This window comes from Methylobacterium sp. WL119 (assembly GCF_008039875.1).
Lineage (GTDB): Bacteria > Pseudomonadota > Alphaproteobacteria > Rhizobiales > Beijerinckiaceae > Methylobacterium.
In genome coordinates, this window is the sequence record NZ_VRUU01000115.1 from 1 (window position 1) to 14014 (window position 14014).

The 14014-nt window shown below is 61.7% G+C and carries 12 protein-coding genes and 4 pseudogenes; 5 read left to right on the forward strand and 11 right to left on the reverse strand.

What is annotated here, in order from left to right; all coding sequences use genetic code 11:
* Positions 1-455 (reverse strand): acyltransferase (locus FV227_RS29535; protein ID WP_210246739.1); only part of this gene is annotated, 455 nt, incomplete at its 3' end.
* A 573-nt stretch (positions 456-1028) separates the two neighbouring features.
* On the opposite strand from FV227_RS29535, the gene FV227_RS29290 reads away from it, so the two are divergent.
* Complete coding sequence (locus tag FV227_RS29290; protein ID WP_187274942.1) at positions 1029-1214, forward strand: hypothetical protein; 186 nt, start codon at positions 1029-1031, stop codon at positions 1212-1214.
* A 38-nt stretch (positions 1215-1252) separates the two neighbouring features.
* On the opposite strand, the pseudogene FV227_RS24685 reads toward FV227_RS29290, so the two are convergent.
* From FV227_RS24685 to FV227_RS24705, 5 genes and pseudogenes are all read right to left on the reverse strand, one after another.
* Positions 1253-1546: pseudogene (locus FV227_RS24685) on the reverse strand (IS5/IS1182 family transposase); the annotation flags it as partial.
* A gap of 566 nt (positions 1547-2112) precedes the next feature.
* Positions 2113-3582: an AAA family ATPase gene (locus FV227_RS30085; RefSeq protein ID WP_246686681.1), complete on the reverse strand. Its 1470-nt coding sequence runs from the start codon at positions 3580-3582 to the stop codon at positions 2113-2115.
* Positions 3583-3651: 69 nt separating this feature from the next.
* Positions 3652-4101, reverse strand: coding sequence for a hypothetical protein (locus FV227_RS24695; protein ID WP_147860128.1), 450 nt, complete (start codon positions 4099-4101; stop codon positions 3652-3654).
* A 101-nt stretch (positions 4102-4202) separates the two neighbouring features.
* A complete protein-coding gene (locus FV227_RS24700; protein WP_147860129.1) occupies positions 4203-4634 on the reverse strand; it encodes a hypothetical protein in 432 nt (143 codons plus the stop codon).
* 33 nt (positions 4635-4667) lie between these two features.
* Entirely contained in the window at positions 4668-5099 is a 432-nt protein-coding gene (locus tag FV227_RS24705) for a hypothetical protein (protein ID WP_147860130.1), read from the reverse strand.
* 501 nt (positions 5100-5600) lie between these two features.
* Here FV227_RS24705 and FV227_RS30375 point away from each other — a divergent pair.
* Positions 5601-5846 (forward strand): DUF1810 family protein, encoded by a 246-nt coding sequence (locus FV227_RS30375; protein ID WP_281406305.1) that lies wholly within the window; start codon positions 5601-5603, stop codon positions 5844-5846.
* 976 nt (positions 5847-6822) lie between these two features.
* On the opposite strand, the gene FV227_RS24715 is transcribed toward FV227_RS30375, so the two are convergent.
* The 3 genes from FV227_RS24715 to FV227_RS24725 all read right to left on the reverse strand — a co-directional run bounded on the left by FV227_RS24715 (position 6823) and on the right by FV227_RS24725 (position 8920).
* Positions 6823-7833 (reverse strand): hypothetical protein, encoded by a 1011-nt coding sequence (locus FV227_RS24715; RefSeq protein WP_147860132.1) that lies wholly within the window; start codon positions 7831-7833, stop codon positions 6823-6825.
* Between the two features lie 159 nt (positions 7834-7992).
* Complete coding sequence (locus tag FV227_RS24720; protein WP_147860133.1) at positions 7993-8292, reverse strand: ribbon-helix-helix domain-containing protein; 300 nt, start codon at positions 8290-8292, stop codon at positions 7993-7995.
* Positions 8264-8920, reverse strand: a complete 657-nt coding sequence (locus FV227_RS24725; RefSeq protein WP_147860134.1) for a ParA family protein — start codon at positions 8918-8920, stop codon at positions 8264-8266. The genes FV227_RS24720 and FV227_RS24725 overlap by 29 nt, the downstream gene beginning before the upstream one ends.
* A 772-nt stretch (positions 8921-9692) precedes the next feature.
* Between FV227_RS24725 and FV227_RS24735 the strand changes: the two are divergent.
* Positions 9693-9994: pseudogene (locus tag FV227_RS24735) on the forward strand (transposase); the annotation flags it as partial.
* Between the two features lie 611 nt (positions 9995-10605).
* Here FV227_RS24735 and FV227_RS24740 read toward each other — a convergent pair.
* Positions 10606-10962: a ribbon-helix-helix domain-containing protein gene (locus FV227_RS24740; protein ID WP_147860135.1), complete on the reverse strand. Its 357-nt coding sequence runs from the start codon at positions 10960-10962 to the stop codon at positions 10606-10608.
* On the reverse strand, positions 10959-11612 hold the full coding sequence (locus FV227_RS24745) for a ParA family protein (protein ID WP_187274941.1): 654 nt from the start codon (positions 11610-11612) through the stop codon (positions 10959-10961). Before FV227_RS24745 ends, FV227_RS24740 begins: the two co-directional genes overlap by 4 nt.
* 481 nt (positions 11613-12093) lie before the next feature.
* Between FV227_RS24745 and FV227_RS24750 the strand changes: the two are divergent.
* A pseudogene (locus tag FV227_RS24750) lies at positions 12094-12832 on the forward strand (helix-turn-helix domain-containing protein).
* 679 nt (positions 12833-13511) lie between these two features.
* Positions 13512-14014 (forward strand): annotated as a pseudogene (locus FV227_RS24755) (helix-turn-helix domain-containing protein); the annotation flags it as partial.

The window sequence follows — 14014 nt, forward strand, 5'->3', positions numbered from 1 at the left end:
ACATAATATTGTTGCTCCACAGATAAAGTCCATAAAACTCCGAAGGGGGTGCCGATGAAATTGCTAATATAAGCTGTATAAAAGTTTGATAGGTAAGCCGCATGCCATATAAAACCAACTTTAGTTTCGTTTAGATTGTATATAAGATTTACTAGAAAAAGAATTGCTAGCAGCGTGTAGTAAGCAGGAAAGACTCTCGAAGCTCTTTTCAGCAGAAAGATACCTAAAGCTGCTTTTGTGTCATATAAGTTCGCTTCTATATTTATCCTCGCCCGGTGTAGCTCTCCAACTATGAGGAAGCCAGAAATGATAAGGAATGTCCAAACCCCTATGGCTGCAATATTGGAATTAAAGTCGCATTTATGTGCCAAAAAAACCGCTAAAACGCATAGTCCGCGTATCCCATTAAAGCCCTTTATATTATACATACCCGATTTCATAATTGCGCCACGCACCCTTAGTTCGATATGAAAAAATTATAAGCCAACGGTTCAAGCAGACTATATTAATATGAAAAGAGGCCCTCGAATAAATCTCTTGCATTAATAAGTTATTTGAATTTGTATTATTTTTATGATTGGCTTTTTCTGTTTTCTTACGTTACTGATATATGCTGATGGCGAGAGGCTGTAAATGGCGATAGACCGACCATGCCAGTTATGCAGCGCGTTCATTACGTAGATGCCTATTTGGCATTGTCTTTATCTGATGTAAGTAAATTTCTCATTCTTCTTGTCTGTTGAGATAAAACCCGAGCCATAGCATCTATTTACTTGACAATATTGCTCGATAATTACAAATTAATCTCATTTCAGTTGATGTTGTCAAACAACATTAATAGAAGCCCTGGATGGGAGTGTTCCCCTCGGGGTGGATGAATTGGGTGGGCAGATTGATCGGATGGGGGTCTTCAGAGGATGAAGACAATGGCACGGCACAGTTCCCCCAGCGTCACGTTCAAGCGTTAGGTCCCGCGGAAGTACCTATCCGGCGAGGCGCTGCACGGCCTCGCTAAGCGCCACCACTTCTTGCGCAACCTCGAACGGGTCAGGTTGCAGAAGTACGAGACTGATGCATTCGACGACGACACGGCCGTCACCGAAACGATCCAAGCCTACGGGGCACGCATCGCCGCACTCGTACTGCTCTTCGACCAACAGGCGCTCGAGCTTGAATTTTCAAAAAGGCCTCTGTGCCAGGAGCCGGCAGCTTGATTGGCCAAAGTCGAGCTCAGAGTCCGTCCGATAAGTGATGCCGCTCGGCCCAGCCTTCGGACGAGGATTATGACGGCGGCGGCGTAGAGGAAGGCCTGGGCTGAGGCGAGGGTTGCTTTCAGGCCTTTCCAAAGGCGGCGGTTGCGGCTGATCCAGCCAAAGAAGCGCTCCACAACTCATTGATGCGGGTGCAGGGCGAAGTCGACTTGATCGTTGGATTTACGCACGACCTCAACGGTGATGATCGTGGCGATTGCCAGCTTGTCTCCGGCATAGCCTGCGTCAGCGAAGGCATTGGCGATGAACGGGAAAGTCCGACGGTACAGGCGCACCGTCCAGCATAGGTCGCCCTTGGCGCCGGCCACTGCACACCGTCTTTGACGGCACGCGAGGCTGGGCCTGGCAAGAGCGCGATCACCGCCCATTCCGTATCCGTCAGGTCGGTTTCGTAGCGCAGGCGCGCACGGCTACCCGCACAGGTCGCTCGACGCCCCTACCAGGGTTAATCAGGACCGCTCGTCCGATTCCGGCGAATGGCGCCCCGCTGGGATAAGAGGGTGAAGCCGTGCCTCCAGCGCGCACTGATGTGGGGGTTGGATCGCCTCGGACTGTCAGTGACGCAACTGGCTGGTGCCGCTGGAGGGTTTTCAACAAAGGTAGGGGGATGGCACCGTTTGATGCCGCCTCGTCGGCTCGGCGGTTAGTGCCGCGGGCTCAGCGCCTCGCGCACCGTCAAGACAACCTCGACGAGCCGGCCGAGGCGCCGGATCGAGCCGCCCCGCCAACCCCGCCGAACCAAGTCGATCTCCTCGCCATCGAGATCTTCCAGCAGTCGTCGATCCAGCCCGCGGCTCTCCGCGATCCCAGCCAGGACCGGAGCGGTCAGGCTCTCGAGATGTTAGATCTGCGGCACCGGCATCTCCAGTACCCGCAGCCGATCGCGCAGGGGGCCAGGCAGCGGATCCGTCGCATTGGCGGTGGCGATCCAGCTCACGTGAGCGAGATTGACCTCGGCCTGGAAAGCGGGGTCGGGATATCTAGAGGCTGTCTCGGCCTCCAGCAGCGGCAGCAGGCTATCCCAGAGGCGCCCGTGATCGGTCCGAGTCGCGGATTTCTCGATCTCGTCGACGAGCACGATCGGATTGGCTATGCCAAAGCGCGTGATAGCCATGAGCGGATGCGCGGGCTCGGACGTCGCCCAGCGGCGATCCGTGCCACCTATGCTAGCGCAGCCGTCCCGGGTCGCATCGACCCGCCACAACCCGACTGCGAGGTGGTGTGCCAAGCGCGAGGCCAGCCTGCTTTTTCCAGTGCCGGGAGGGCCTACGAAGAGGGTCGGGCGGAACCCGACGGTGCGCCGGCCAAGGAGATCGACGAGGAGGCGGTCGATCAGTTCGACCGCGTGGGGGAATTCGAAGGCGAGCGCCGTGCGCACCTTCGCGAGGTCCGGGACCGGCGCGAGGGGTACCGGGCGTCCGATCACCCCCTCGTAGCCGCGCGTCACGGCCTTCGTGCGATCGGAGCCGACCTCCTTGACCTCCGCAACGATGAGGACGTGGTCCTCGGGGACGGATTGGGGCGCAGCTTCGGCCGGGCGGACCGGATGCCGGGGCGAAACGGCCGGCGCGGTCTTCAGCTCGCGCACGAGTCCCTCGCTGCGCTTGAGCGCCTTCTCGGCAACGTGCCGCCGTCGCCGCTCCGCCAGTTCGGCGCTGTCGGCGACGGACTGGGTCAGCCGCTCGCCGAAACGGCACAAACCGGGCACCAGCAATGCACCGGTCATGAATGGGCACGCGCCACCGCGACTGAGAACAGCCGCCGCGGCGATGGCGTTGCTCGCGCTGCCCTTGAGGATCAAGAGCGCCTCGCTGAGCGCCTCGTTCCAGCTATTGAGCAGCATCTGACGCGCATCCGGTCCGCCCAGAAGGTCGCCGTCGTCATCCTCCTGATCGCGCTCAGGCCCGAGGCCGATCGTCGTCTGTACCTGCGCGATCGCCGGCAACTGAAGGGAAAGATCCGGCAGCGCCTCGAATTCGAGCCACAGCGGCAGAGCCAGCCGGGCCCCCGCATCAGTATCGTCCACCGTACAGGACAACGAGGCGACGACATCGGCCAGGGTCCGCGCGGCCGGCCGATCCCGTGCGGCGGCATGGTGATCGAGGAACCGCGTCAGCTCCTGACGGGCGAGAACCGAGCTGAGGTCGCCTTGAAGCAGATCGGCGTCGGCGCTCGTGCTCCATGCCCGAGCCAGGGGTGCAGCTTCCGGTACGAGCGCGTCGATGTCCAAAACCAGGGTCCGCCGCGCGGCCGGGATCCGCAGGCCGGTATCGAGGCAGGTGCGCAGGCGTCGGGGGAAGAGGGAGAGCACCAGGCGCCGCCTCGGCGTCGATCCGCGAGAGGCGCGAAGTCGTGGAAAAAGCCATGTTATCCTCCCCCCTCAGCGGCCGGGCGCAAACGTGGGATCGGTCTCCCGACGGCCGCCGTCGCGCCAGGCGCGCGCCAGCCGCAGGAGGTCGAGATCGGCGCGTCGGCGAGCCCGGCGACCGAGGACATGCACGAGTAGGTCGCGGCAGGCCGGATCCCCGAGGGCGGCGCAAAGAACGACTACTGAGAGAGCCGGGTCGAGGCGTCCGAGATGGGCCACGCCCTCCGCGAGCGTCGCGATCGCTACAGCAATGGCGGCTGCCGGATCCGCCTCGGTCGCGGCGTCCCAGCCGGGGAGCGGCAGGGGCGGCGCCGCTACGAGGACGGCGCGCAGGCGCCGCTGCGCCGGCAGGTCGAGGGCCTCGGGCGGGAGGCTGCGCCACCAGGTCAGGGGGTTTGCGGCCGGCGCGGCCGCCGGGGAAGGCGGGGGCAGATAGGCGCCGGGGTCGAAATCAGGGGTCATGCGGGCATGCCTGGAGAGGGCACCGGCGCGGCGGCGCGCGGTGCTAAGGGGATAGGGGGAAGGGGTGGACGAGGCCGGGTCGAACGCGCGACCCGGCGGGATCAGGGCACCGACGCGATACGCGGAACTGGCGACGCCGCGCCCGGGAGGGGCTCCAGGGACGCGAGCGCGAGCTCGAGCAGGTCCGGGACGTCCGCATACAGGCGAGCTGCGAGCAGGCCGGTGACCGCTTCCACGGCGTGCAGGACCGGCACCCCGAACAGGGCGTCGATGCCCGGACCGCTGACGGAGAAGTCGGGCGAGTAGCCCGCCCGCCCGTAGACATCGATCAACACGACGCGGGCACTGGCGACGTGGATGTTCAAGCTCCCTAGAAAGGCGATCGCTTGAACCTGCGCACAGCGCAAGACCCACTCGATTTGATGAATCTTACGGTTTTCGCTCTTGCCACTGCCGCGCTTCACCTCGGCGATGAAGGCGCGGTTCTCCTGGCGGTCGATCACGATGAGATCGAGTGTGACGGTCTGGGCCACGGGCCCAGTGAGCGCCACGGACGTTGTCGCCAGCTAAGCAATGGTGCCGGTTCGAACCAACTCCTGGGTCGTTGTCGTGATCGGCATCGCAATATTACGCAGGACGACGTAGCGATCGCTGCGTTCGAGGGCATCTTTCAGGGCTAGTTCGATCAGGGAACCGTGCCGCTTCACGACTGAGGCCAGCAGGGACCCGATCTGCGACAGACGGGGCCCGAGTAGCGGGTCAGACACGAACACCGCGCGCCGGGCATTGGCGACGACGGCCTCGGTGGCCGCCAGCAGTTTGGGCGAGCAGGATTGCAGGTTAGCCCGCAGCGCGAGGCCGGAACCCTCGGCGGCTCCGCTACCAAGGGGGACGGGGATACGCTCGATCGATGCCGGGTGTACCGACTGGGGACTGCCCGTGGGCAGTCGATACCTACGGCTGCCGTTGGCAGCCGGGTGGGGAACAACGGTGGTCATGGCTCGGGTCCGTCCAGGAGATACTCACCCGCATGCGCCGACCGAGGGATCGGCCGGCGGGCAGGGACACGCCGTGCCCATTGGGCCGTTGACGTCGCTGGGTGTCGGGATTGCAGGGAGCGAAGGGGATCGGCACGGCACTTCGAGAGTGCGCGTACGAAAAAGCCTCAGGCGCTCGTGCGGATCGGCAGGACGGGGGAGACGCGCCGTAGGTCCCGCGGACGGCGGGACGGTTTCGTCAACAGCAGAATGCCGGTAGGGAGGGGCTCAGCCATGCTCTGTATCTCCTGAGGATACGAGTTGTGGTCAGGCCGGTTGCTGGTGCTGCTAACACCGGCGCCGGCCGCACCTGCTAAAGGCGGCTTGGCTCATCCGAAAGCTCTGACCGCCACTAACGTGGCCCAGGCGCACGGCTTTGAAAAGCGCCGCCGGGCGACAATCCACTTACCCTCGACGCTTTCTAGCCGGCATCGTTAACGCGCACCTGGCGAGCAATCGAGATTGCATCGGAGCAGGCTTTGCTGCGCTAAAAGCCTAGAGGCAAGCAGCCGATTCTTCAACAAAGGGGTTTGGGTTGACCGTGCTCTAACCGTCTTCGTCACCGAGCCTCGGTGTCATAGTGTCTGCTCGAGCATGACACTGTTCGGCAGAGTCGCGCTGGACATCCCGGCTTTTCGGGAAGCGCTGACACGCTACTATGGAGGCAAGGACAACCCTCGCATCTGCGCTAAGCTTGGCATTTCGTGAGTGGCCAGCGTGTCGGTATCACTTATGATATATAGTTTATGATTTATGGCACGACAGGGCGTTCAAGTCATGTGGGAGCACACGCCCCAAAAAGGTAGAATTGCTTCGCTTTTACGGGAAACCACGCCCCAAAATCGGTTGCAGACATCCGACCCTCGTCACTCGCCTGTCGTTGGAAGGGCCTACTGAGCGGCGGCAAGCGAGGGCATGAACTTCACTTCGCATAGCACATGGGCAAAACCTCTCTGGAAAGCCCCAGCGTCGCTTTTGCGTTCTCAAGTTTCTTTGTGTCGACCCTGCTGCCCAGAACCTCGCTAGAAGTCACGCTGCTGCCTCTGTCACCCTCTTCTCTGGCAGCAAGAATTGTCTGCTCTAAGGCGACTTTTGTGAGACTTAGCCGCCGTGAGGCGGTTTTCGGTTCGGTGGGGGAGCGGTTTTTTGGCGAAGCCTAAAAAAAGGAGCGGGGGCTCTTTTTGCGCGAGCTTGTCTAAGGTCTCTGCACCGTTGTTTCACAGGCCACTGTTTGGGCCTGATGGTACCGCCAACGTCTTTTAATATATCTTTAAGTATCTATAAAAAGTCTATACAGAAATTTTTCAACGTTTACAGGCGTTTAGGCGTGGATTTTGGGGCGTTGTTTCCATTTTTTTGGGGCGTGGTTTCCGGGTTTTGGGGCGTCACTTCCGGATTTTTGGGGCGTGCTTTCACTTATCCACAGAGAGTCCTATGGCTGGGTTTGAGCGGACTTTTGGGGCGCTCTTTCCGGGACAGTTGGCGCGCTGACGGATCTTTGCACACTGTTAGCTATGAACCTTCATCTCAAGTTTTCTTTGCAAAGCGGTTTGGGGATTTTGAGGCGTAATTTCCTGAACGGTGTAAGCAACTTCAACAACTTAGCCCATCCCTGGCCTTTGATGCGGAACGTTCTGCATCAATTCGCACCAGAAATTTGGGACGTTCTTTCCGCTTCCACCCCTTATGCGTCAACGCTTTGAGCGTTTCGAGCGACTTTCAGTAGCTCCAGCTCAAACTGCCGGGGTGCCGCGTGGGTGTAGCTGTAACGCCGCGATTTCGCCCGACCGGACCCCGTCACCTCCTCGGTGAAGGCTGACAGGCCGCCGGCACTGACCATGTCCTTGAAGGCCTCCCGGCACTCCTTGCGGAACTGGGCGCGTGTCGCGCTAGTCGCTGTCTCCGACCAGAGCTCGCGGCCGGCCAACTGAGCCAGCCGCTCCTCATCGATGTATGTGTGCTCGGGCTGGCTGTCGATAAACGGCCAGAATACCTTGGCGTGGTCGGATCTGAGGCGGAACTGCACGTCAGCATTGATGCTGACTAGATGCGCCTTCTCAATCATTTCCAGGACGCGCGTACCGTAGGTCACGGTCACAGCGCTGTCGAGCTGGGCCCCTTCCCAGCTGAGATCCGTGATCAGCGACGAGGCGGAGCCGGCACCATCGGGCAGCATGTTGCGGTTCCGCTTGGCCTTGATCGCCTCCAGCTCCTTGAGGGAGCGGCCTTCGTGGATCAGCACGCTGACCTGCTGGATCTCCTGGAAGACATGCACCAGACTCAGCAAGTTGTTGACGTGCTCCGTGCGCCCCATCGCCTTGATCAACGTCCGCCAGGTCGTGCGTGTCTGGTAGTAGGAGAGGACAGGCGAAATGAACGTCCCGCGGCGGTAGGCAGGGTTGTCGGTCCTGACCTTCTCACGAGGGAGGCGGAACAGCGCGTAGATCGCGTCCCGGTGCTGGCTGCCGAGTTCCCTCCCCTTTACCTCGACCACCGAGTAGCCCGGCACCTCGTAGATGCGCACGAAGTTGCTGTCGGTGATCAGGTCCTTCTTGCGGGGCGCAAAGGCTGACGTGCGCGCTAGGTGCTGCGGCATGGTCGACGGATTGCGTCGGCCGCGGCGGTTCTTGAGGGTGCGCTCCTTGCGAGCGAGGCGCTGTTCTTCCTCAGGCGTAAGCGGGCGGGTGGGCGGCATGGACATCCTAGCCAGAGCCTAGCGCCAACTGGGAATCAACGCACCAGAAACGGGAACACACGCCCCAAAAATGTGCAAGTTTTTTTAGCGACGACAAAGGATCACCCCGAAACCTATGCTCTCCCAACACTCTGGGCTTTATGGTAAGCCATAAATGGCTTATAACTTAGCCTCGAACTCCTTAAGGGACGGCTGGCCGTACTTCGCCAGCATCAGATCGATGCCCTCGCGAATGAAGCTGTTGAGGTCGCGGTCGTGCTCGATGCACATCATGCGCAGACGCTTCTTGCAGGCCGTTGGTACGTAGGCGACCACCTGCTCGTAGTTCCTGGCCTTCGGCACCTGTGCGCTCATCGGCGTGGCCGGGTGCTGTACGATCGTGTCGGTTCCGGCAGTCGACTCCTGCGGCAGCGCACTGCTCAGGGCGGCCTCAAGCGACGCGGGTCTGTTTCTGGCCATGCGGCTTTCCTTCCATGCGGTTGAGCGTCCAGGCCAGTAGCTCGCGGATCTCGCCGGCGGCCTTGCTGTTCGGATCGCGTTCGGTAACCCCCTGCCCTGTCGCCAGCGCGTCCATATGGTCGGCGCGCAGGGCGAGCGACGTGCTGGCCACGGCGCCGGTCAGTTGCAGGACGCGAAAGGCATCCGTCGTACGGATCGAGCGGCCGGGCGGGCACTGGTTGAGGACGTAGGAGAACAGTTTGCCGAGGCGGTGAATGGCGCTGACTGTCGGCGCCGACGCCTCAATATCGGCTACGCTCGGCCGGGCGGGGATCAGGCATAGGTCGGCCAGCTGGATTGCGGCCGGCACGCCCGGCACATCGGCGCCGGGGGTGTCGATGATCACCAGCTGGACCCCTTGCTTCTGGAGCAGTGGCATCGCCGCCTCCAGCTGATTCACGCTCAGGGCGTTGACCTCCGGACCGGTCTCGGCCTCGCGGCGGATGTACCACTTCTTGGTCGTGCCCTGCGGGTCGATGTCGATGATCGAGGTTTTAAGCCCCTGCTCCTCGGCGGCGACCGCGAGCGAAATCGCCAGGGTGCTTTTGCCGGTGCCGCCCTTCTGGGAGACGATTGCGAGTACATACATGGGCGCATCCTTCCGGACGGCGAGGATAGGTGGCAAATGGTTAATGGCTTACCACATGAGGCATACCATTTGCCATGTTCTCTTTGTGCCACACAACACACCATTTGCCATTTAGGGTAAGCCATAGCCACGCCGTCAGGTGGCGGCACGAAAACGCCGCCCTCAAGGCGGCGCACCACGCAGGATCACAATCGCAGTAACGCCACAGAGACGAGGGTTCCGCTAGAAGGCTGGCGACCCTACCCGTGGGGCCTGGCGTCGTGCAGCGCGCGCCGGGGATGAATCGGACGCCACCTCGTGACCCTTCCTTATGCAGGCTGAGGCAACCACAGCTGACAGGGCGTCGCTAAAGAGTGAGGTGAGCAGCTCTTGGCTGAGATCAGCCGACAAACCGATGTGAAAGCAGTGACTTAGACAAAACAATTTATGGCTTACCATAAACCACACACGGACGATGAGAGCAAATTTTCTTGAATAGATAGTGTCAACGGTCTACATCAAGTTCAGCGAATCAAAAATTTTTGATCGGCGTTGGGCCTCGGTGAACTCATCGGGGCCTTTCGCTTTTTACGGCCCATAGAAAGAGCTTGAGACCGTAGCCAGGGATGCGTCCGGTTGGGCTTTGTTGGAACTTCCGTTCGACCGCTTCGTAAGTCCGGCTGGGCTGTTCAGGTTTCAGCACATGACGACCAACCGAATAGGCGACGAGGTCCGCCAGCTGCAGCCTAAGGGCTGTTATGGATCCGTGGTGTGGGGATTCCAGATGAAGGGCATGACCTCTTCACGCAAGGCCTATCCGTCCGACGTGTCCGATGAGGAGTGGGCGCTGGTCGCCCCTTACCTGACGCTGCTGCGCGAGGACGCCGGGCAGCGCGAGCGTAGCTTGTGCGCGGTGTTCGACGGCCTGCGCTACGTAGTGAAGACGGGGGCGCCGTGCGCTGGATGCCCAACGACCTTCCACCCTGGGAAACCGTCTACCAGCAAGCTCAGCGCTGGCCGGCTGCCGGCTGCTTCGAGCAGTTGGCCGACGATCTGCGCGCCCTGCTGCGCTTGACCTCCGGACGTTCGCCTGAGGAGGAGGCTCAGAAAGCCTTCCTTTCCGGCGTGCTAACATCCGTGTTGCGCTGCTTCCCGTTGCCGATTACGGACGGGTTTGGCGGCGCTGTCGCAGGTCGTCCGCAACAGATACGTGTGATGAACCGCCCTAAGGAGCGAGGCATTTAGGTTCGCGCTGTCAAGGATGTCGTGGCCAAGCTCGTCTACAGACGCCTGCAGAACCATCCGAGCGAGACGTACTTCGCAACGAGCGGGTCTCTGATCGCTGGCCGCATCGATTGCATCTTTGCCGACCCTGCAGCAGCCGAGTAGTGGATGGGGGCATGCAGCTCGATATTGGTGGCGCCCCTTATCGGCGCGGCGCGACAGTAAGCTCGCTGGAAGAGGCTGTAGGCGCCCTTGAAGCAGCCTGGTGCAGCTGGAAGTTTTGGGCAGGTCTGCAAAACAGTGACGGCACGCAACCTGTCCCCGATGCGTCAGACCACGCCCGCATTGGTACCAGTCGGCCCTTCCCAGAACGTAGGATCAAAGTGCGACACTCTCTTTGGATAGGCCTTTAACTGAGTCTGCATCGCCGATGCGGTCGAAGATGACGCATCAACCTGTCAACACGTCAGCGCGTTGCGGCGTCATCGCGTCCTCGCGATGCGGCCCTTTCCCTTCTTGGCGAGAAGGTCGTCGATTGCCTCCATCATGACGTCCTGTGTCGTCATGTCAGCGTCGAGGCCGACCAGCTTTATCATCCGGTAGACCTCAGGTTCGACCCAGACGGTGATGCCGCGCGCGCCCTCACGCGTAGTCGGACGCTTGGTCTTGGCTGGCTCGGCAACGGCAGCCTTTGCAGCTCTGCGACGTTCCGCTGGGGGCGAGGTAGCCTCAAGGGCCGGATTGACCTTGACGGCTTCGGGAAGCTCATCACTGCGTCCGGTCGAAACGCTGTCGGTCACGGCAGCCCGAAGGCTGAAGCGGGGTGCTGCGCTCATCATGCGGCCTCGATGCTATCAATTTGCGAAAGCGAGAGTCCCATGCGGTCGGCTGTCCACCGGAACAGGTGATCGATCTCGGAAGCCGCCCTGCCCCCGGGTTCAATCTCCTGAGCTGTCCGGCCGGGGATGAAGCCGCGCGCGTATGAGACCCGCTGATAGACCGCACCCGGGTAGACGGGGACATCGCGCTCTCGCAGGCCAGCGCGCGCTTCCTCCAGGTCGAACTCGGTCGAGGTGTTGCACGCGTTGAACACGACCCACGACGGCTTGCGCGCGATTGTTGTGAGGTCGTGAGTCTGTCCGATGGCGTCGATATCGAGGATCGAAGCGCGGCACGGGATCAGGATCAAGTCGGCAGCCTTGCAGGCCACGAGCGCTGGCCGGTCGGCGTGCGGAGCACTATCGATGATGAGCAGGTCAAGGCCACCGGCAGCGCCCTGCGCCTTCACGTGGTCGAGTTGCTCAGCTGAGGTTACGACCGCCTCAGGATGGTCCTTGCGACGCTCACTCCACTTCCAAGCCGAGGATTGCGGGTCAAGGTCGGCAATAGCGACCTGAAGGCCGGCGCGATGAGCGGCGACCGCAAGGTGCAGCGCCAGCGTCGTTTTACCGGCGCCTCCCTTCTGAGAAACGAGGGCGAGCGTGTGCATCGCGTTGACCTTCTGACAGTGTGACGGGCAGACAACCTGCCGGACCATCGCGTCCACAGGTTTACACTTCATCAACGCAACGGGATGACGATGCAACCTGTCAGGCCGTCCAATCGTCAGAATGTTGACACGTCATCACGTCAGCCCGACAACGTGTTTCGGCGCTGACCTGTTAGGGACGGGCAGCTTGGCTGCGACGTTGACTTAACCGTCTTCGCCGGCCGACATGAGCGCTTCCGGCATGCGGCTCAGAGCGAGTCGTGAACCGGCATCAGGAGATCATTGCCGCGAGATAGACCCTGAAACGACTACGGCCCCCTGTCGCCAAACAGAAGGGCCGCGAAATCGAAATGGTGTTCTAGGAACACGGTTTGTCCCTTTTATACGTCATAGCTCCCCGGTGGAGTCAAGACGGAACGCCAATTCCGTCAACGATGAAGTCGTGCCTTGTGCCTGCCGCAGTCCGAGAGGGCTGGGGACGATGGACTATGCCTATGAGATCCGCCGACAGGCGGAGGTGGCTCCGCGCGCAGCGTTGCCTGCCGTCGCTTCCGTGCTCTGGAAGGCGTTCGGGGAAGGGCACCTATCCGAGGCCGAGGTGCTGTCCGGGCTAATCGAACTTCGATCAATTGCCTCAGCACTCGTGGCGAGACACAGGAAGGCCGTGGGCTCGCGCCCGCGCACGGATGTCTCAATGGAGCGTCGCCGCCGCTGGGCGGCCTCTGGACGGCTTCCTCCGGGCCTCGCGGCACGGTTCAGCCTGGCAGAGCAGGCGGTGCTCTCGCTCGTCGCGGCCGAGACCATCCGCCGAAAGGACTGCCGCCTTGCCGTTGGCCACCTCGCGGCGATCGCCGGCGTGGCTGAGACGACGGTCCGCAACGCTATCCGCGATGGCGAAGAAGCTCGGACTGGTGTTCGTCAAGGAACGGCGCGTGACCGGCTTCCGCAACGACACGAACGTGGTGCGGATCGTGTCGGCCGAGTGGACGGCCTGGCTGAGGCTGGCGCGTACGTCGCCCTTGGCATCGGCGGCAACGAGCCTGCCGCTTCAGGGGGGAGGGTGCAAATCCGTGAAGCGCACGCCTACTGATAGTTCTTGCCCTATGAATTTAGAGCTTTGGAGCCGTCAAAAGGGCTGCCGACAAGCGGCGGGCAACTTTGCCGATAGAGCCTCTCCGCGAATCCGGGAGGCGGGTAGACCCGGTCGAGCCATGCGGTAGCCGCAAGCGGCCGTTCGACATGACGGACAAGGTCTCGGACCGCAACGAGAGCTTCCTCCATCTCTCGGACATGCGCGCCGATCTCCGTCTGGATGCGTGTCGAGGGTTCATGCCCGCGTAAACGAGAGAGCCTTAGCTAGATGATCGTCCAGTCGTCACTGGGAGGGTTCATCCCCGCGTGGGTGGAGGAGCCTCCGAGCGCACGCTGACGATGGAGCTGATTCGAGGTTCATCCCCACGTAGGCGGGGAGCCATGGGCGTTGAGCCGGTCGCGACCTTCAACATGGGTTCATCCCCGCGTGGCGGGGGAGTTGTCGATAGCGTCCACGAGACCGACGTGGACGTGGGTTTATACCTGCCACGTAAGCGGAGGAGCTAATCACGCAACCTCTCCATTTCTCGTGGACAGAGGTTTATCCCCACTTAGGCGGGGGAGCCTTAGCCAAGCAGTCGAGGCTCTTAATCATGTTGGGTACATCCCCGCGCTGGCGGGGGAGCCTGTGTCCGGCGGAGTGCCGCGGTGGCGTTGTCAAGTTCGTCCCCGCGTGGGCGAGGGAGCCTTGCCACCGACGCCATCCTTACCGCCCGGCCCGGGGTTATACCCGCGTAGGCGGGGGCCGGGACTAATACCAAGCCTCGCTGAGCAAGACTCACGCGGGGTAGCGTCGGCATCTCAGTCGTGATTCTTTCCTTGGGTTTGGAGCCTGAGAGGGGATGCGATGGCTGCTCCGGTGCCGCTGCGATCGGACTTCGATACCGAGGCCTTGCGCGGTCTGGCCAAGGGTTCGCGTGATCCGGCGCAGACCCGCCGCTTGTTGGGGCTGTCGGTGATCGCTGCGAGTGGTCTGCGCCCGTAGGCGGCCGAGATCGGCGGGGTCGGGCTGTAAACGGTGCGCGACTGGGTCTTGGCCTTGAACGCCGCTGGACCGCGTGGGACGATCGACGGCAAGGCCCCTGGGGCCCGTCCGCGCCTGAACGCCAACCAGCGCGATGTCCTCAAGGCGCTGATCAACCAGGGACCGATGCCGGCCGCACACGGTGTGGTGCGGTGGCGGTTGTGCGATCTGGCTCAGATCCTGGCCGAGGGTCACGGCGTGTCAGTCTCCGAGCAGACCTTGAGCCGGGTCTTGCGGGCCATGGGCTACCGCAAGCTCTCCACCCGTCCGCGCCATCACGCCCAGG